The 18288-nt window shown below is 65.0% G+C and carries 14 protein-coding genes; 3 read left to right on the forward strand and 11 right to left on the reverse strand.

The features are described 5' to 3' along the window. Nucleotide 1: 1 nt before the first annotated feature. The 7 genes from tssH to tssB all read right to left on the reverse strand — a co-directional run bounded on the left by tssH (nucleotide 2) and on the right by tssB (nucleotide 8616). A complete protein-coding gene (tssH, locus tag WS91_RS00085; protein WP_059669543.1) occupies nucleotides 2-2710 on the reverse strand; it encodes a type VI secretion system ATPase TssH in 2709 nt (902 codons plus the stop codon). Next, the gene (gene tssG, locus WS91_RS00090; protein ID WP_059669537.1) at nucleotides 2697-3716 is read right to left on the reverse strand and encodes a type VI secretion system baseplate subunit TssG; all 1020 of its coding nucleotides are present in this window, start codon (nucleotides 3714-3716) and stop codon (nucleotides 2697-2699) included. Before tssG ends, tssH begins: the two co-directional genes overlap by 14 nt. Continuing rightward, nucleotides 3704-5437, reverse strand: a complete 1734-nt coding sequence (tssF, locus tag WS91_RS00095) for a type VI secretion system baseplate subunit TssF (protein WP_059574889.1) — start codon at nucleotides 5435-5437, stop codon at nucleotides 3704-3706. Before tssF ends, tssG begins: the two co-directional genes overlap by 13 nt. 25 nt (nucleotides 5438-5462) lie before the next feature. Further along, on the reverse strand, nucleotides 5463-5933 hold the full coding sequence (gene tssE / locus WS91_RS00100; protein WP_059574891.1) for a type VI secretion system baseplate subunit TssE: 471 nt from the start codon (nucleotides 5931-5933) through the stop codon (nucleotides 5463-5465). After that, complete coding sequence (locus WS91_RS00105; RefSeq protein ID WP_059574893.1) at nucleotides 5912-6400, reverse strand: Hcp family type VI secretion system effector; 489 nt, start codon at nucleotides 6398-6400, stop codon at nucleotides 5912-5914. Before WS91_RS00105 ends, tssE begins: the two co-directional genes overlap by 22 nt. 183 nt (nucleotides 6401-6583) lie before the next feature. Beyond that, nucleotides 6584-8098: a type VI secretion system contractile sheath large subunit gene (gene tssC / locus WS91_RS00110; RefSeq protein ID WP_082758047.1), complete on the reverse strand. Its 1515-nt coding sequence runs from the start codon at nucleotides 8096-8098 to the stop codon at nucleotides 6584-6586. Between the two features lie 23 nt (nucleotides 8099-8121). Next, nucleotides 8122-8616, reverse strand: a complete 495-nt coding sequence (tssB, locus tag WS91_RS00115) for a type VI secretion system contractile sheath small subunit (RefSeq protein WP_059669538.1) — start codon at nucleotides 8614-8616, stop codon at nucleotides 8122-8124. 279 nt (nucleotides 8617-8895) lie between these two features. Here tssB and WS91_RS00120 point away from each other — a divergent pair, with 279 nt between their 5' ends. From WS91_RS00120 to tssA, 3 genes are read left to right on the forward strand one after another with little or no spacing between them, the layout of a single operon-like run. After that, complete coding sequence (locus WS91_RS00120; RefSeq protein ID WP_059669539.1) at nucleotides 8896-10698, forward strand: ATP-binding protein; 1803 nt, start codon at nucleotides 8896-8898, stop codon at nucleotides 10696-10698. Then, entirely contained in the window at nucleotides 10695-11429 is a 735-nt protein-coding gene (locus tag WS91_RS00125) for a response regulator transcription factor (protein WP_059669540.1), read from the forward strand. Before WS91_RS00120 ends, WS91_RS00125 begins: the two co-directional genes overlap by 4 nt. Further along, nucleotides 11420-13126: a type VI secretion system protein TssA gene (gene tssA / locus WS91_RS00130; RefSeq protein WP_059574903.1), complete on the forward strand. Its 1707-nt coding sequence runs from the start codon at nucleotides 11420-11422 to the stop codon at nucleotides 13124-13126. The genes WS91_RS00125 and tssA overlap by 10 nt, the downstream gene beginning before the upstream one ends. A 221-nt stretch (nucleotides 13127-13347) precedes the next feature. Here tssA and WS91_RS00135 read toward each other — a convergent pair whose 3' ends face one another. From WS91_RS00135 to WS91_RS00150, 4 genes are all read right to left on the reverse strand, one after another. After that, a complete protein-coding gene (locus WS91_RS00135) occupies nucleotides 13348-13707 on the reverse strand; it encodes a hypothetical protein (protein WP_059574904.1) in 360 nt (119 codons plus the stop codon). Nucleotides 13708-13756: 49 nt separating this feature from the next. Further along, nucleotides 13757-15127 carry a YadA-like family protein gene (locus WS91_RS37725; RefSeq protein WP_082758046.1) on the reverse strand — a complete coding sequence of 457 codons (1371 nt, stop codon included), beginning with the start codon at nucleotides 15125-15127 and terminating at the stop codon, nucleotides 13757-13759. Between the two features lie 138 nt (nucleotides 15128-15265). Then, entirely contained in the window at nucleotides 15266-16441 is a 1176-nt protein-coding gene (locus WS91_RS00145) for an autotransporter strand-loop-strand O-heptosyltransferase (RefSeq protein ID WP_082717446.1), read from the reverse strand. Between the two features lie 263 nt (nucleotides 16442-16704). After that, a complete protein-coding gene (locus tag WS91_RS00150; RefSeq protein WP_059574913.1) occupies nucleotides 16705-17712 on the reverse strand; it encodes an N-acetylmuramoyl-L-alanine amidase in 1008 nt (335 codons plus the stop codon). Nucleotides 17713-18288: the final 576 nt, after the last annotated feature.

Genomic DNA, 18288 nt, shown 5'->3' on the forward strand with positions numbered 1-18288 from the left:
GTCAGGACGCGTTGGACGTGGCCGGCTCGTCGGTCGAGACAGCGAAGCAGCCGTCGGCGTCGACCGCGACGCGGATCGCGGATGTAGGCGTCGCATCGCACGCGCGCACGAGAATGTGCTGCGCGAGCGCAGGCAGCACGTGACGTTGCAGGACGAAGTCGACGTTGCGCGCGCCCGATTCGACTTCGGTACAGTGCGCAGCGACGTGCGCGACGACGGCGTCGTCACAGACGACGCGCGTTCCATGCTGCGCAGCGACGCGCGCCGTAATGCGTTCGAACTTCAGCCGCGCGATGTCCACGAGCGTGTCGGGCGCGAGCGTCGCATACGGAATCACGGCCATCCGCGCGAGCAGCGCGGGCTTGAAATGGTGCGACAGAGTCGGCCGGATCGCCGCGCGCATCGCGTCCGCGTCTGGCCGGCCGCCGTCCGCGACTAGATTGGCGATTGCACCCGCGCCGAGATTCGACGTCAGGAAGATCACCGTGTTCGCAAAGTCGACTTCCTTGCCTTCGCCGTCGGACAGCGAGCCCTTATCGAAGACCTGGTAGAACAGATTCAACACATCCGGGTGGGCTTTCTCGACTTCGTCGAGCAGCACGACCGAATAGGGCCGCTGGCGCACCGCCTCGGTCAGCATCCCGCCTTCGCCGTAGCCGACGTAGCCGGGTGGTGAGCCGATCAAACGGCTGACTTCGTGCCGCTCCTGAAACTCGCTCATGTTGACGACGACGATCGAGCGCTCGTCGCCGAACAGCGCGTCGGCGACGGCGATCGCGGTTTCGGTTTTGCCGACGCCCGACGGCCCCGCGAGCAGGAACACGCCGAGCGGTCGACGCGGATCATGCACGCCGGCCGCGCTTGTCTTGACGGCTTCCGCGATCTGCTCGATCGCGTGATCCTGGCCGCGGATGCGGCGCTTGAGCGTGTCGGCGAGTCGCAGCATCACGTTCGCACGGTCGCGGCGCAGCTTGCCGGCCGCGATGCCGGTCCAGTCAGCCACGACGTCGGCGATCGCGTCCGGATCGACGTCGATCCGCACGAGCTGGGCGTCGCGCTGCGCGTGCTTGAAGCGATGGGTCGCGTCGGCGAGCGCGCGCTTCGCGCGGTCGCGCGCGTCGGCATGCGAATTCGAATCGGCCTGGGCGTTCGAAGCGGCGCGCACATCCGAATCGGTTCGTGCATGCGCTGCGGTATCCGCGATCGCACAGCATGCGCGGCGCGCGTCGACGAGCGCTTGCGCCGCGTCGCGTTGTGCCGCCCATGCGTCCCGTAACGCGTCGGCGCGCGTGGACTGCGCGACGAGCTCGTCCGCGATGTCGGCGACGCGCGGCGTGTCCGGCTCGCAACGATCGGCGAGGTCCTGTCGCAGCGCGCGACGCTCGCGCTCGAGCGCCTGGATCGCGCGCTCCGCGTCCTCAAGCGCGGCGGGCTTCGTCTGCAGGCGAACTTTCACGCGTGCGCAGGCCGTGTCGAGCAGGTCGATCGCCTTGTCCGGCAACTGCCGGCCCGTGATGTAGCGATCCGACAGCTCGGCTGCCGCGACGAGCGCGTCGTCGCGGATCGTCACGCCGTGCGCGTCCTGATAGCGGTCCTTCAGGCCGCGCAGAATCATCACCGACGTCGCGACATCGGGGCTGTCGAGCTTCACTGGCTGAAAGCGTCGGGCGAGCGCCGCATCCTTTTCGAAATACTTCTTGTATTCGCTCCACGTCGTCGCCGCGATCGTGCGCAGCTCGCCCCGCGCGAGCGCGGGCTTCAGCAGGCTCGCCGCATCGGATGTGCCCGCCGGGCCGCCTGCGCCGACCAGCGTGTGCGCCTCGTCGACGAATAGCACAACGGGCGTTTGCGACGCGCGAATTTCGGCGATCACGCGCTTGAGCCGCTGCTCGAATTCGCCCTTGACGCTCGCGCCCGCCTGAAGCAGCCCGAGATCGAGACCGAGCAGCGTCGCGTGCCGCAGCGTCGCCGGCACGTCGCCTTCGGCGATCCGCAGCGCGAGCCCCTCGACGACGGCCGTCTTGCCGACGCCCGGCTCGCCGACGCACACTGGATTGTTCTTGCGCCGCCGCGCGAGGATGTCGACGATCTGACGGATTTCGGCGTCACGGCCGAACACGGGATCGATCCCGCCGGCGCGGGCCTTCGCGGTGAAGTCCTCGCAATAGCGGGCGATCGCGCTCGACCCATCGTGCGCACCGCCCGGCGCGCCGTCGCGCGCGCGCGTTTGTGTCGATTCGACCGATTGCGCGCACGTGTCAGTGAAGTGCGCGAGAAGCGCGTCCTTGCGTAGCGACTGCAACACGTCGTCGCAGCCGGGCGATGGCTGCCGCGCGGCGCGCGCGACCGCGGCGGCAAGCACCGCCGCCGAGCGGATTCGCGTTTCGCCGAGCTCGAGCGACGCGATCAGCCATGCGTCTTGCAGCAGCGCGAGCAGCGACGGCGCGAACGCGGGGCGGCCGCCGTCGCCCGCCTGCCGTGCGTCGAGCGCCGCGTCGGCTTGCCGGCGCAGGCACGCCGCGTCGACCCCGATCGCGCGCAGCAGCAGCGCGACGTCAGCCGACGGTTCGTCGCACAGCCGCGCGAGCAAGTGCTCGACGGTGACGTCGTCGTGCCGGCGCGCGACGCATGCGCCGATCGCGTTTTCGAGCGACGTTCGGCAATAGGGGTTGAGCTGTTCGATCAACGGCTTCAGGTCAACCAGCATGATGGGGTCTCGCTTGATCAAAGGGGGAAGTCGGAAGACGGAATTCAGGCGACGTCGCGTGTTTGGCAGAAGGGCCGCCCAGCCACGCGTCGAGTCCGACGCGCGACCATGCGTCGCCGCCGCAGCGCGCGGGGCCCGCGTCGCGCGTACGCACGCGTACCTCGACGTCGACGACGAACGGTAGCGTCAAATAGAGGCGAGCGAGGAACCGGAGCCGGCGAAACGCGTCGCCGCCCGGCATTAGCTCGCGAAACAGCGGGCCCGGCACATCGCCGAGCACGATGCGCAGCCGCCCGCCGTCGTCGCGCATTCGCTCGCCAACGCGCGCATCGACGCCGAGCCGATGCGCGTTCGCGCCGACGCGAGTGCGCTGATCAACGGGAATCGGCAGCCATTGCGGCACACACTGCTCGATGTCGACCGTCGAGGGCGCGAGCACGTCGGCGAGCAGCGCGCGTAATCCGGCCGCCGAACGCGGCCGCTGGCTCAGCAACCCGACGTGTCGCAGCAGCGCGTGCTCGTGCAGGCCCGCGTCGCGCGCGGTGCGCACGTCAACGCCCGCGAGCGCATAGAGCGGACGCAGCGCGGCCGCGTCGTGATCCTCGACGATCCGCAGCGACAGCCGGTACTTGAGCCATGCGTCGAACAGCAGCGGATAGAGCACGCGATGCAGCACGTCGAGGAAGCTTCGCGCCGCGTGGCGGCCTTTGGACGCTTCGTCAATCAGGTCTTCGGTATAGAACGTCGGCAGTGGCGACGATACGCCGTACAGCCCGAAGAAGTTCGCGATGACCCGGTAGCCGCCGTCTTCAGCCTTGTCGATGCGCTCGACGTCGGTGTCCGGAAACGACAGCGCGAGATTCGGCCGCGTATGGATTGGCATCGGCGCGGCGGGTCCACCTATGGCGTCGCCGCGCCGTTCGCGGACAATGCGACGCAGCAGCCGGATCGCCTGGAAATACGCGAAGTGCTTCGCCTCGCCGAGCAGGACAGGTTCTAGAGCAGGCATTGCGTTCCCATCCTCGGCGGCCAAGCGAAACGCTCGCCGTCGGGCGACGCGTCGATCTCGACGCGCATGTATGTGTTGATCGCCGCGTAGTCGGACAGAAAGCGCTCGAGCACGCAGCCGAACAGATACAGCTCTCCGGTGCCGCCGAACGCGTCCGAGCGGCAGCGCAGCGCGACGCGCTGGCCGCTTAGCATCCGCTCACCGACAATCCGCGTCTCAGCCTGTACGTCGACTGACTCGATCCCGTCGATGCGGCGGCGATCGCCTTGCGCGCGCGCGTCCTCGCGGTACTCGGCGAACGCGTGGAGCGCGAGCATCTGCTTCAGGCTGTCGGTGCTTCCAAGCGACAGGAAATTCAGCGCGAGAAGACCGATCGTCCGCCAAAGAAGAGGCTCGCCGAGCGGCGGGTCGATCGACGGGCTCACGGGCGTGATGTTGGTGAACGCGAAACATTCGGGCGAACTGTCAGTCGGGCGGCACACGTCGCCAATCTTCAGGCTCGCGGGCAGCGTGCCGTTCGTGCACGACAGGTCGACCGACAGTGTCTCGGTCGCGAGTGCCTCGCCGGGTGGATAGGCGAGCGCGAGATGGACGTTGTGTCTGCGCCCGTCGAGCGCCGTGCGGCGAATCAGCCGATAGCTTGCGGCGTCGCCCACGACGCCGAACGGTACGTAATGCCGATCGCACGGATGGCCCGGACGATAGCCAACCACGCGATCGACGGAAAAGATCCGGCAGTGGCCGCGTGCGTCCCCTTCGGGCTGCAGCCGGTAGTCGGTCGCACGATGCTCGTGCTGGATCGGCACCGCCTCGTGCGGAAACAGGTTCAGCGCGGCAGCGACGTTCAGCCGGAAGCTGTCGCGATCGACGCCCGACAACCAGTCGGGCGCGCAGTCGAGCGCGAGCCACACGCTGAACTGCGTGCCTGAGCGGGCGGCGCGCCAGCGCTCGAGGCCGGTCAGTTCGACGAACAGGAATTTCTCGGCGAACGCGAAGTATTCGTGCAGCAGCCGGAAGCCCGGAAACGCGCGGTCGGGGCAGGGCAGCAGCGCGTCGTCGAAGCCCGCCGGCCGCAATGTGCCGCCGCCGAGTGCGATGCGCGGGCCAGGTCGATCCGGAGGGCCGCACGTGATGTCGACCGATGCGACGTTTCGCATCAGCAGCGTGAACAGCCGACTCGCGTGCAGCCGCTCGCCACCGACGAACAGGCGGATGCGCGTCGCGTCCCATTCGCTTGCGTCGATGCCGAGCATCTCGAAGTCGAGGCGCAGGGCGGGTGCGTCGCCCGCGGACGGAACGAAACGGCAGTCGGCGAGTGCAATCGGCTCGATGTCGAGGTCGACGCACGTGCGGAACCGGCAGGCCGTGCCGTCGACGGGCATCGATTCGATCTCGGTGCCGGCCCCGACGATCGCGCGCTCGCGCAGCGCGCCGCGCGGCTCGAAAGCGATCAGTGTTGCCGCCGGAACCGGGCGTAGTGAGTGCGGAAACAGCAGGTTCGCGAGTCCCTGGACGAGCTCCGGAAGGCCGTCGTCGAGCTTTTGCCGGGCGAGCCCCGTCAGGAACGCGACGCCTTCGAGCAGCCGCTCAACGTCAGGGTCGCCCGACGGCGCGCCGAGCATTGGCGCGAGCAGCGGGTGTGCGCGGCCGAATTCGGAGGCGAGTTCGCGCAGACGGAGCAGCTCGTCCTCGAAATAGCGATTCAGCGTGGTGGTCATGATGGACTCGCGGCGAAATCGCGTGCATTCAGGAAGTCGTTTGAATATCGATCTTTCCGTTGCCGCTGATGGTTGTCAGAAAGCGTGCCGACACTTCATGTGTGTCGAGCACGAGCAGCGCGTCGAGACTGAAGTGCAGCGTCGCCGCATCGAGCGGACGCTCGGCGAGCACGACGCGCGGCGATCTCAGTCGAGGTTCGTAGCACTTGATCACGCGTTCGATCTGCGTTTCAATCTCGCGGGCGGACCCTTGCGCAAAACCGCCCGCGAGATTCGTGAAGTCCGGCACGCCGAAGGCCGGATCGATCGGCACGTGGCCCTGCCGCGTGTTCAAGATGCGGCGCAGATGATCGATGACCGAGCGCGCGAGCACGTCCGCGCGCGGGATGCAGCTGTGCTCGCCACCCGCTTCCCAGGCCGTGATCCGCTCGAGCAGGCGGAGCTCGCCCGCCGGGGGGCGGGCAGGCGTGCGAGCGGTCATACCTTCGGCGCGCGCCATGAGTCCTCGGCCTCGATGCCGTCCGGCACGTAGGTCCATGTGATCTTCTCGTATGTGAACGACACGTCTTCCATGTGGCCGAGCTGCTTGTTGTCGAGCACGAGGCAGTTCGGCGTCCACGAGCGGATGCTCGTCAGGATCGCATTCTCGAGCTTGACCGTGTAGTAGTGCTCTTCTTTGCCCTCCTTCAGAATCCGGTAGAACTCGAGCGCGACCGATTTCATCTGCTCACCGGACGCGAGCGCCTGCGACAGCTTCGGCGACGACTTGTCGATTTCCTTCGTCAGCGTCATCGGTCCGTGGATGCGCTTGCCCGTCGGCAGACCCGTTTGCGGGCTTTTGGGGATCTCGATCGTGTGCTCGACGGCCTGGATGAGAATCTTGCCCTCGTGCCCCTGGATGTCGACGGAACCCTCGATGTTTCCCTGGGTTTGCCCTTCGAGCGTGAGATAGCACGGCATCGGCATGGCGAATTCCTCCTGGTGTAGCGGCGCGCCGCGCGGCGCACCGGATTGACGAACGTCGCGGCCCTATGCGGGGCCGCTGACGTGAAACGATTATTGGCGGCGCGGAATGGATTTCCGTTTCGGTGCAGTGCTCGAACATCTCGGATGAAACATTCGGTGCGGTGCGCCGGCGGCCGCGCACCGTCAGCGCTTTTCGAGCTTGCCGACGAGCGACAGCGTGAACGACGCGCCCATGTACTTGAAATGCGGCCGCACCTTCATGTCGACGCGGTACCAGCCCGGCTCGCCCTCGACGTCCGACACGAAGATCTCCGCCTGGCGCAGCGGCCGGCGGCTACGCACGCCCTCGGTGGGGTTGTCCATGTCCGCGACGTACTGGCGAATCCACTGGTTGAGCTCCTGCTCGAGATCGCCGCGCTCCTTCCACGTGCCGATGTTCTCGCGCTGAATGACCTTGATGTAATGGGCGAGCCGGTTGACGACGAAGATGTACGGAAGCTGGGTGCCGAGCCGGTAATTCAGTTCGGCATCCTTGCCTTCCTTACTAATGCCGAAGAATTTCGGCTTCTGCGTCGAATTGGCGGAGAAGAACGCGGCGTTGTCGCTGTGCTTGCGCATCGTGAGTGCGATGAAGCCCTGCTCAGCGAGCTCGAACTCGCGGCGCTCGGAAATCAGCACGTCGGTCGGGATCTTGTTCTGGATCTCGCCCATGGCCTCGTATGCATAGAGCGGCAGATCGGCGACCGTGCCGCCGCCTTTCGGGCCGATCACGTTCGCGCACCAGCGATAGTCGGCGAAGCTCGCGGTGAGCCGTGTCGCGAACGCGAACGCGGCGTTGCCCCATAGGAAGTCTGTATCGCCGCCGTCGACGCGCTCGTCGTAGTTGAAGCGCTTGACGGGCGTCGTGTTCGCACCGTAGGGCAGCCGCAGCAGGAAGCGCGGCAGCGTGAGGCCGACGTAGCGAGCATCCTCGCTCTCGCGAAACGCGTTCCATTTCGTGAATTGCGGCCCCTCGAAGAGCGACGACAGATCCTTCACGTTCGGCAGCTTGCCAAACGAATCAATGCCGAAGAACGCGGGTTCCGCCGCCGCGATGAACGGCGTATGCGCCATCGCCGACGTGCTTGCGACGAATTGCAGGAGCTTGACGTCTTGCGCGCCGGGTCCAAACGTGTAGTTCGCGACGATCGCGCCGATCGGCTGGCCGCCGAACTGGCCGTACTCGGCCGTGTAAACCTTCTGGTATAGACTGGATTTCGTGATGTCGGGCGAATCGTCGAAATCGTCGAGAAGCGTGGTCTTAGCGACGTCGAGGAACTGAATCTTGATGTTCTCGCGGAAATCTGTGCGCTCGACGAGGAATTTCAGCGAGCGCCACGTCGATTCGAGTTGCTGAAAATTCGGATGATGCAGGATCGCGTCTACCTGCTGGCACAGCTTGCGATCGATCTCGGCAATCATGTCGTCGACAGTCGTCTGGCTCACGGTGTCGATCGGGCGCTTGGGCGTTGCCAAGTGTGCAATGAATGCCTGAATGCCGTGACGCGTTACCGAATACGCGTCCTCGTCGCGCTTCACGCGCGCGGCCTCGATCAGTTCGTCGAGCAGGGATGCGGGTGTGCCGGATGTCGCGGCGTCGGGACTCGCCGCGTCCGACACATCGGCGACCTTCTGGGTTTGCAAGTGTTCGCCTTCCATGATCATGTCTTTTGCGTCGCGGTTCATTGGTTGTCGAGGCCGAGCTCGGCGAGCAACTGCTTGCGCGCTGCCTTGTCGGTCACGATCTCGTGGATGCGCTTGCGAAAGCCCGGAATGTTGCCGAGTGGACCTTTCAGCGCTTTCAACGCGTCGCGTAGTGCGATGAGCTGTTTAAGTTCGGGCACCTTCTCGACGATCGCGTCGGGCGAGAAATCGTCGATCGAATCGAAGCCGAGCGTGACGGGCAGATGATCGTCTTCGCTAGCCTGATCGTCGAGCAGGTTCGGCACGCCTATCGCGAGTCGTAGATTCTGCGCCTTCATCACGTTGTTGAAGTCGCCCTTGTCGATGTTGACGGGGGTAAGCTCCTCGAGCGGCGGTTTGTTGTCAGCCGTCGAGAATTCACCGAGCACAAGCACCTTGAGCGGCAGTTCGACTTCCGCTTTTGCATTGCCGATCGCGGGGCGATAGACGATGTTGACCCGCTCTTTCGGTGCGACGGATCCGTTCGTTGTCACGTTGGGTTCTCCTCTTCGTTGTCGCTCGCGAGCGACGGCTGAGTATGGGTTACGGATGCGTTCGGCGTTTCGCATGAAACGCTCAGAAAAGGCTCAGAAATGACATCAGTGAGACAAGTATCGAAGGAAAGATGGAACCGGCGTTAGTCGCGGGGTTCCAATTTTTGGTTGCCTCGTGCCGCTTTCGTTGCGGATGAAAGGAATCGTGCGCTGCATCGTTAAGATAGGTTGATATCCGAAACGAAGACGATTTAGTATTCGCCCACTTCTGACTGACCTATGCACGGAAATTTCATCGATGCCAGCCTTTCGCGACAGGCCCGGCCCGCACGCATCACGCAGCCTTTGCGGCGCGCCGATCGCGCGTTCACGCAGGGCGGTGCGCTGAATGCGGCGGCGCTGTTATTGTTGCTGTTCTACGCGAATCATCTGCTGTCGCGGCCTGGTGCGTGCACATCGCTCAATCACGCGCTGTCGGCCGTCGTGTGGCCCGCGCCGGTGCTGGGCATCGCGCTGCTGTTGCATTGCCGTCGACCGCTGACGCGATGGCTGGGCGCAGCTTCGCTGTATGTCACGCTGCTGATCGCGGGCTCGCTCGACTGGGTGCCGTGGTGCGTCGACGCGCTGTTCGCGGCCGTCAACGTCGTCGAGGCTGTGGTGGGTGCGTGGCTTGTGCGGCGCTACGTGATGCCGGACGGCGGCGTGAATACGCTGCGCGGCTTCGCGATGTTCGTGCTGTTGTTGCCGGTTGGCGCGGCGGCAATGCACGCGACGTTCGCCGCGGCGGTTCTGTCCATGTGGATGAACGATCGCGAGTGGTTGAACGAATGGTCGCGCGCCTATGCAGCAAACGCGCTCGCACTGCTCACGTTGTTGCCCGCACTCATCACGTGGCAAGCGCGCGCTTGCCTTACGATATGGGCGCAGCACCGCAACTGGCTGCCCGCGCTCGCGGCTTTCGGTTCGCTATGCTTCGCGTCGATTTGGAGCGACCAGGGCGAAGTCGCGCGCGCGTTGCTCGCGCTGTCGTTGTGCTGGGCGGCGCTCGAAGGCGGGCTCGTGCTCGCGTCTCAGCTCAATGCGGGCGCGGCGATCAGCCTCATCGCGATGACGCTTGGTGGTCGCGGCCCGTATGCATTTCATTACGATGGCCGTGGCGTATGGGCGCTACAGGTCGATCTGATCGGCGTCGCGATCCTGTCGATGTGCATCGCGATCGCGACCGGCGAGCGCAGACGGCTCGCGAGGCAGATCGAGCGGTCGCGCCGCTTCGAGTCGCTCGGTTTTTTCGCGGGCGGAATCGTTCACGACTTCAATAACGTGCTGACGACGATCAACTGCTATGCCGAATACGCTTCCGATCGGCTCGCGGCTGGCGTGGGTGCGGACGAATCGATAGACGAAATTCATCGCGTGGTCGAACGTGGCCGCGATCTGACGACGCAGATCCAGCTTGCCGCGCGCCGCGGCGAACCCGTGTTGACGAGGGTGAGTGTCGATGAGGTCGTTGACGAGGCGCTTGGCTCGGCTCGTGCGGCAGCCGTGCGCGGCGTCGAGATCGTTCGGTGTGGCGATGACGCATGCGGCGACGCGAGGTGTGATGATGCCCTGTGTGGTGAAGCGCGACACATCGTATTTGCCGATCGCAGTCAGATCGCGCGCGCGGTCCTCAATCTCGTCGGTAATGCGGTGCGCGCGGCGCGTGGGACGGTCGTCGTGCGCATCGGCGCGAGCGATTGCCACGCGCTGGCCCCAGACGAATTCGATGTCGCGATCGGCGAGCCGTCGATGTCGAACGGCGTATGGATCGAGGTGAGCGACGACGGCGACGGTATCGACGTCGAACCGCTCGACCGCATTTTCGAGCCGTTCTATTCGAACCGGCGCGGCGCACCGGGCACGGGGCTCGGCCTCGCGATCGTCGCGGGGGCAGCGATCGCGCATCGCGGACAAATCGCCGTCGCGACTGAGCGCGGCGCGGGTAGCCGCTTCCGACTCACGTTGCCGGCGGCGCGCTGGACAGGTGCGTCTGGCGAAACCGACATCGGCGCGTGCGACGCAGCACAGGAGATGGAACGATGAATACGACAAAATTGCCAGCGGTGCTCGTCGTCGAGGACGACGAGCCGTTGCGGCGTGTGCTTTGCAATTATTTGTCGGGCCACGGTATGTCCGTGGACGGCGTAGGAACGGCTGCGGCGGCCGTCGAATCGGTTGGTCGGCGCGAATACGAAATGGTGCTGCTCGATCTCGGCCTGCCGGACGGAGATGGCATCGACGTGCTGTTGAGCTGGCGCGATTCGCAGCGCTTCCCGCTCATCTGCGTGACGGGCCGAAACGAAGAGGCGGATCGCATCATAGGCCTAGAATTCGGCGCGGATGACTACGTCGTGAAGCCGTACTCACTGCGCGAGGTGCTTGCACGGATGCGTGCGCTGTGGCGTAGAGCCGAGCCGTCGACGGCCCCCGTGCGGCGCGGCAGGCATCCGCGCGCATACCGTTTCGACGGCTGGACACTGAACATGAATACGCGTCGCCTATCGACATGCGACGCGCGCGAAGTCCCGCTGACGGTCGGCGAATTCAATCTGCTTGCGTTCTTTCTCGGTTCGCCGTCGCGCATCGTCACGCGTGCGCAATTGCTCGAATGCACTCGCGCATTCGACGACGTGTTCGATCGCGCGGTCGACGTGCAGATTTGGCGGTTGCGCAAAAAGATCGAGAAGGATCCGAAGCGTCCCGAACTGATTCAGACCGAACGCGGCGTCGGGTACTACTTCGCAGCAAAGGACGTGGAGACGGTATGGGCGTGAGCGCACGGCGTCAGCTCGGGAGTGCGTCATCGGGCGCGTGTATGAACGTGGATTTCGAAGCGCTCTTAGTGCTGGGGCGCACGGACGTCGATCCGGACGCGCCCACGGGGGGCGACGTGCGCAACGACGCGCGCTTCGACGCGCTGCAGACGGAGGTCGCGAGGCTCGCATCGCCGGGCGCGGGCGGGCGGGTTGACTGGAGCTCGGTGGCGAACGTCGCGACGGAACTGCTTCGCGACAGAGGCAAGGATTTGCTCGTCGGCTGCTATCTGGCCGGAGCGCTGCTGCAGATCGGCGGCGCAGCCGGGCTGCGCTGCGGCCTCGAGGTGGTCGGCGATCTCATCGAACGCCATTGGGATGCGATGTCGCCGCCCTTGTCACGGATGCGGGCGAGGCGAGGGGCGCTGCAGTGGCTGCTCGATCGCCTCGACGCGATGCGGGACGCGGGGACCGTCGCATGCGGCGGTGCTTGCCCTACCGAATTGATCGATCAATTGCGTGCAGCCGCGCGGCGGATCGACGCGCTGCTGGCCGAGCGCGACGACGATGCGCCGACGATGCGCGCGGTGACCGCGTTCGCGGACCGGCTGCCTGTCGATCCGGATGAAACGGATGCAGCGAACGTGCTCGATGCGATGGACGAAGCGTCCGCGAACATCGCGGATGCCTCTGCCGAGCATGTATCGGCAGAGTTGGCCGGTCGCACGGGGAGGCGCGCGAACGTGGACGCCGCCAGGCAACCGGTGTTGCTCAACGACGCGACTGGCCGCGAGCGCGCGCTCGACGATGTGCTTGCGCATTTGCATCGCATCGCGATGGCGTTCGCGCAAGCCGATTGGACCGACGCGCGCAGCTTCCGCCTGCGCCGCTTCGCCTGCTGGTCGAAAGTGCGCGCATTGCCGGATACGGAAGTGGACGGCGGGCGGACGCGGATCCCAGCGCCGAATGCGCAGATCGTCGACGTGGCGAAAGGCATCGACGTGCACGGCGAGCCCGCGGATGCAATTCGCTTCGCCGAAGAGCACGCCCAGGCGTTTCCGCTCTGGCTGGATTTGCAACGGATCGCTGCGTGCGCGCTCGCGCGCGCGGGCAGCGACTGCGCTGATGCGCAACGCGAAGTGGAGACGGCAGTTCGAGCGCTGCTTGGACGGCTGCCGGGCCTCGACGCGTTGAAATTCGCGGACGGCACGCCGTTTGCCGACGATGCCACGCGTGCGTGGCTCGCCGGGCTTTCTGCGCCGATCGGCGCGGCGGACGCGGCGTCGCCGTCGTCTTCACCGATGACAGAGGAACCGGATCGTACGCGGAGCGACGCGCACGAAACTTGCGCCGACGATGCCGTCGACCGTGCACGTGCGCTCACCGCAAACGGTCAGCTCGATCGCGCGCTGCATGCGATTCAGGAGGCGATCGATCGCGCACCGAGCGCGGAATGCCGGCTGAAGGCGCGCATCCGATTGTGCGAGTTCGTGCGCGATCATTGGGCGCACGAGATCCCGGAAGCGTTCGCGCGCGGCGTGATCGATCCGATCCGCCGGCACGACTTGCTCGCGTGGGATCCCGGGCTGGCGCTCGACGGCCTGTCGGCTGCATACGCGCTGCTGATTCGGCGCGATCGTGATTCGGTGCACGCGCAGGGGGTGCTCGACGATATCGCGAGCGTCGACGCGGCGCGGGCGATGCGGTTGTCGACGTGAAACGAGGTGTGCGGAACGACACGCGATGTAGTGCTCGTGCGCACATGCACGGAGCATGCCGGCGCCAGCCCGTTCCGGTCGCTCGCGTGTCGGTTGGACGGCGATCGTGCGAGACGGGAGCGCGGTAGTCGTTGTACGGTATGCGTTGCGCAAGCGGCGAGCGAAGAGCGCGCCGCGACGGGCCCGACTACTCGCGGGCGGAACGTCACGGCGCGACCGGATCAGGGGAGCTGCGAATTGGCGGCCGGCGCATTCGACCGATGCGCATGCAAGGGCGTGAGGTGAGTGCCGCTTGCGTCGGTCGGCGGAGCGGGCGCCGAGTCGGTGGATGGCACCGTCTTGGCCGTGTTGAAGACGCCCCAGCCGCGATTGATGTACACGCCAGTCTTGTGCTCGCCGCTCATCGATCGGATGCTTTCGTTGAACTCCTCCATGTAGATGGGCCAACCTCGCGAGGCTGACGCGCCGGCGTCGACATTCGCGGCGGGCATGGATTCGGCGTCGCGATTGCAGCCGCTGAGGCTCGCAATCGACAACGCGAGCGCCAGGAGGGCTTTGAGACGACGGATTGGGAGTTTCATCGTGTCGTGTGCCTCCTTGACGATGTGTGCGGTGCGCGCCGGAGGGTGCTCACCATTGCCAGCTCATGCCGACGCCGACCGTATTGCCGCCCGCGCTCATCGCGACGCCCGCCCGCACCTTGAGGTTTTCGCTGATGCGCGCGGTGCCGCCGAGCGCGACGGCGCGATGGCCCTTGTAGACTGCGCCGCCGACGCCGATCGACAACGTCTTGTCGCGGTCGACGTCTGGAATCATCGTCAGCGCGGTCGCGGCCGCGACGCCGGAATACGCGTCGCGCGCGGTGTCGGTGATGCTCTGCTGAAGGTCGCCGATGCGCCGGTTCGTGTAGGCGGTCGTATCCGACATCGCCGCACGGAGTTGCGTGACGTTGACGGCGTCGGTGGGCTCGGTGCCGGGCGCGACGTGGACGATTTGGCGTTCGCGGCCGCGTTGGCCGACGGATACCGTATCGTCGCGGTCCGCCACGGAATCGGCGCCGAGCGCAACGGTGTTTTGACCGGATGCGATTGCTCCGACGCCGATCGCGACTGAACGGGCGCCGCCAGCTTGCGCGCGCCGACCGTGCGCAAGCGATTCGTGGCCTGGCGCTCGTGCGTCGGCACCGATCGCAATCGCGTTGGTGCCTGTTGCTGATGCGCCGGCCGACACGGAATTGATCGCGACATATTTCGCGGATTCGGAAGCTGGCGCGGCGAGATGGGCCGGTATCGGCTGAGCGGACAATTGCGGACCGGGGTGTGCTCCAGGCACAGCTCTCTTACGCCATGATGGCCCCTGCGGGGGCTTTTGCAACGCGAACGGTCTTCGCTGCGTTCGGTCAGGGTACATGACGGGCGACGCGGCATGCGGCGACGCAATCGGCGATCGTTCCGGGCTTTCGTGCAGCGGTGTCGGCGGATCTGGCCAGTGCGTGAATGCGGACTCCGGCGATTCTCGCGATGGCGAAGACATCGCGAGCGGAGATGGCGGCGTTCGCGGAGACGACGCATTTGACGGTTGCGGCGAGGGCGACTCGACGGAAACGTGAGGCGAACTCGGGAACGAGGGATGATGCGGGGTGATCACCGCAGACTCGAGGCGCGATACCGGTTGCGTCGGGATCGGCGTCGGTGGGGAAGACTCGTCGTCCGACCATGGCGTGGAGGGTGATGGGGAGGGGGGCGGTGACAATTCGAATGCCGAGAAGCGTGCGTTCATCGCTCGCCTCATCATCTCCGCGATTGCCGAGCCGCCCGAGCCATTCGGATTTCGTTCGGGGACTGAAACATGTTTCAGCTGCACGCCTCTCCTTATCTCATCGAGCAGATTTCCACGTGCACCATTCGACGTGTCTCGATTGAAAGGCGAAGTCACTGCTTCATCGGCGGTGAATGCGTCCGTGGGAAATCCAAGCACCAGCGGAGCGATGGACGAGCACAACAAACGTGCGAATCGCCGAGATTGGACAGTCGATGCAGCTTGCCCGGCGTCTTGTCGAGAATGAGCGAGAGGAAGGCGGTGATATTTCATACGGTGAGGATGTACGGAATGAGCGAGGCTGATTGTCGGTTGCCGGAATCAGCCGGCGATACCAGGAATCGATCGAATCGCATGCTTGATCTGCTCGACGCTCACGAGCCGCGCACATTCGAACTGCCGCAACGTCCCCGCATGACGCGGGCACGACGACGCATCGGCATCGTCGAAGCGCGCGCTCGCGTCGTTCCAGCAGCTATTGCATGCATGGAAGTTGATCACGCGGTACGGCGTGTCGAACTCGCTGACCGGATGCGTGAACCCGCTGATCAGCACGACTGGCGTGCCGACCGCCCACGCGAGCCACGAGAGATCGCCGGGCACGCCGATCAGGCAGGCCGCGTGGCGCAGCCAGCGCGCGCGCTCGGTCCACGGCGCGTCGGGCGGCAGGCAATGCGCGACATCCGCGAGCGCGCTGCTTTCGTCGACGACATCCGGCGAAGGCGAGTCGACGCAGACGATCCGGTAGCCGGTCGCCGTCAGGAACCGTTGCAATTCCCGCCAGCCGCCAGGCCGCTCCCAGCGCGCGCAGCGCAGCGCGCTTTGCGCGGCGATGCAGACATAGCGGCCTGCAAAGGGCCTGCTATCGTCGAGCAACTCGATGCGTGGCGGCACCTCGCGCGGATCGACGCCTAGCATGTATGCGGCGCTGCGGTGCATTCCGACGAGCTGCGGTGCGCTCGGCTGGTACGCGCGCGCTTCGTCGCCGACGAAGCGCCCGAGTCGGTATGTCGCGTAGTAGCACTCGGGCTTGACGAGGTCGGGCGTCACGAACTCGATGTCCGGATAGCCGGGCTTCAGCAGCGAGATCAGCGACGCGTGCATCGAGCACGTCAGCTTGCAGCGATGTTGCCGTTGAAATTTCACGGCATAGCCGAACCAGCCGAGCGCTTCGCCGAGCCGGCCCGCTTCGAACTGAATGAGCACGGGCTTGCCGTGCGCGTCGAGCTGATGCTTGAACACGCGCTTGCCGCCCGAGTCGATTTCGATCAGGAACGGTACGAAGTGCTTCCTCGTGCTCGTCACGATGCCTGCGCCGATCTGCGTGTCGAACAGTGGCGTATCAGTGTGTATGTCGCACAGGCGGACCGTCCAGTCACCGTCCGGCAGCAGCACGCGGCAGCCGTCGTTGAAGTCGAAATGCATACCTTCGGTGCCGGACCACGTCGGCATGTCTGGAGGCGCCACGAAACCCCGCGGGTCCACTTTGTTCGTCATGACCGACGGCTGACGTGTAGGTGGATGAGGGTCGAGTGCCGATGGCGCCTGTCCATCCAGCTTCGGTGACGAACCGGAGAACGTGACTTTCGGTACGTTGTGTGCGTTTTGCTTGGTATTTACATCGGAATACGACGGGGATAAGTGCATGATTACAATTGTTACTCAGTGGCGTGTCGTAACGCGGGCGGAAGCAGGTACGTCCGCGCCGCAATCGTCGATGCGCTACTTCCCGTTCGCGGCATCAGCGCGCTGGATAGGCGCTAGGCGGCCGGGCCCGCATCCTGCGAATTCCCCGCGAGGGGGTGATCGCCTGATTTGGGCTCGGGCGCCATCGTGTCGCGCAATCGCGGGTTGTCGCGGCCGAAGTACTTTTCTAGGAGCGCATCGAGAATCGCGACGGTTTCGGTATCAGGAAAACCGTCGTATTGCGTAGGGCGGAAGTGCATCTGGAATGCTGTGACAACATCCTTCGTCTGTGCGTCGAAAATGCCGCTTTGCGGCGTGTCGTACCCGTACGCAAGTAACTTGGCCTGTAGTTCGCTGAAATTCCAGTCGAATGGCCGGCGATTGCGGTAGTACTCAACGGCCTCCGCATCAGGCCATGCTCCCACGCCGTATTGTTCGTACAGCACTTTCCACGGGAATCGCGGCCCCGGATCGACCTTGCGCCCAGGAGTGATGTCCGCATGGCCGACAACCCGGTGGGGAGGTATTTGGTGGCGCGCTACGATATCGGCTGCGAGTTCTCCGATCACCACAATCTGCGCGCTGGGATATGGAGACCATCGCCGCTTCATCAGCGGGATATGTTCATCATCTTCCGGGAATCCGATATTAACGATCTCGATGCCGATGGAACTCGCGTTCAGCAGTCGCTCGCCTTGCCAATAGCTGACGCCGGCGTGCCACGCGCGGCCAGATTCCGGCACGAGTTCATAGACACCGAAGCGCTTGCCGTCATCGGCCGCATCGGGCACGAGATAGTGCGTGCTCACCGGCCGCGCCGGATCTGTCAGCAGCGCGACGGAGCGCGCGAGCGATTGTGCGGTGTAATGCAGCACGAGCGTGCGTACGCGCGAGTCCTGATTCGGCGACGAGATTGACTTGTCGATCGCGTAACGTGCATTGCGTGCGTCCTCACCAGCAGCATATGCAGTGACCGCGGGCAACGCGAGCGTGCCTGCGGCGAATAGCGGAGCGCGCGCAAGGAAATGGCGCCGTTCCGCGTTAGCGGTGCCATTGCGTGGCGCTTGACGTTGTTTGCTCATGCAGTAGGTCCCTTTTTGCCACCATCCGAAGTGATTCGGATACCTGGATGACTGTTGTTCGTATCGGAGAGTGCGTGCGGCGCAGCCTCGATGACAGAAGTAGGTCATTCAGCAGGCGATTCAGAGGCACAATTGTTTCAGGCAATTGATGTCCGGGCGTCGGGGAAACAACCGATATTTGGCTATTCGGCGGCGTCGCTTTGATCGAAGTCGAAACGTGTTCAAATGAAAGGAACAGGAATGAACGGCATCTACTAACGATCGAGGTCGATGCATCGGGTGCAATGTCCGGCTCCGGCCGCGTATACGGGGTGTGAATCGTAATCGCTCGCCCGGAAAATCAAGTGTTTTCCCGATTCGGTCGCGCATGTTCGTGGAGAGAATGAACGTGAAAGTGCGAGCGTCCTGCGCCTGGATAGTCGGCCCTGAACAATCCGCCAAGGCTTATACAGCAAGGCTCGTGGGCTGAAGCGGTGTTGTGGGAATTGCAAGGTGCAGTCATATTGACGCGTGTTTCCTGCAAATTCTGACGAGGTCTGGATGGGGCCGAAGACGCCGGTGACGGAGGGAGATTTC

This window comes from Burkholderia sp. MSMB1498, assembly GCF_001526245.1.
GTDB lineage: Bacteria > Pseudomonadota > Gammaproteobacteria > Burkholderiales > Burkholderiaceae > Burkholderia > Burkholderia savannae.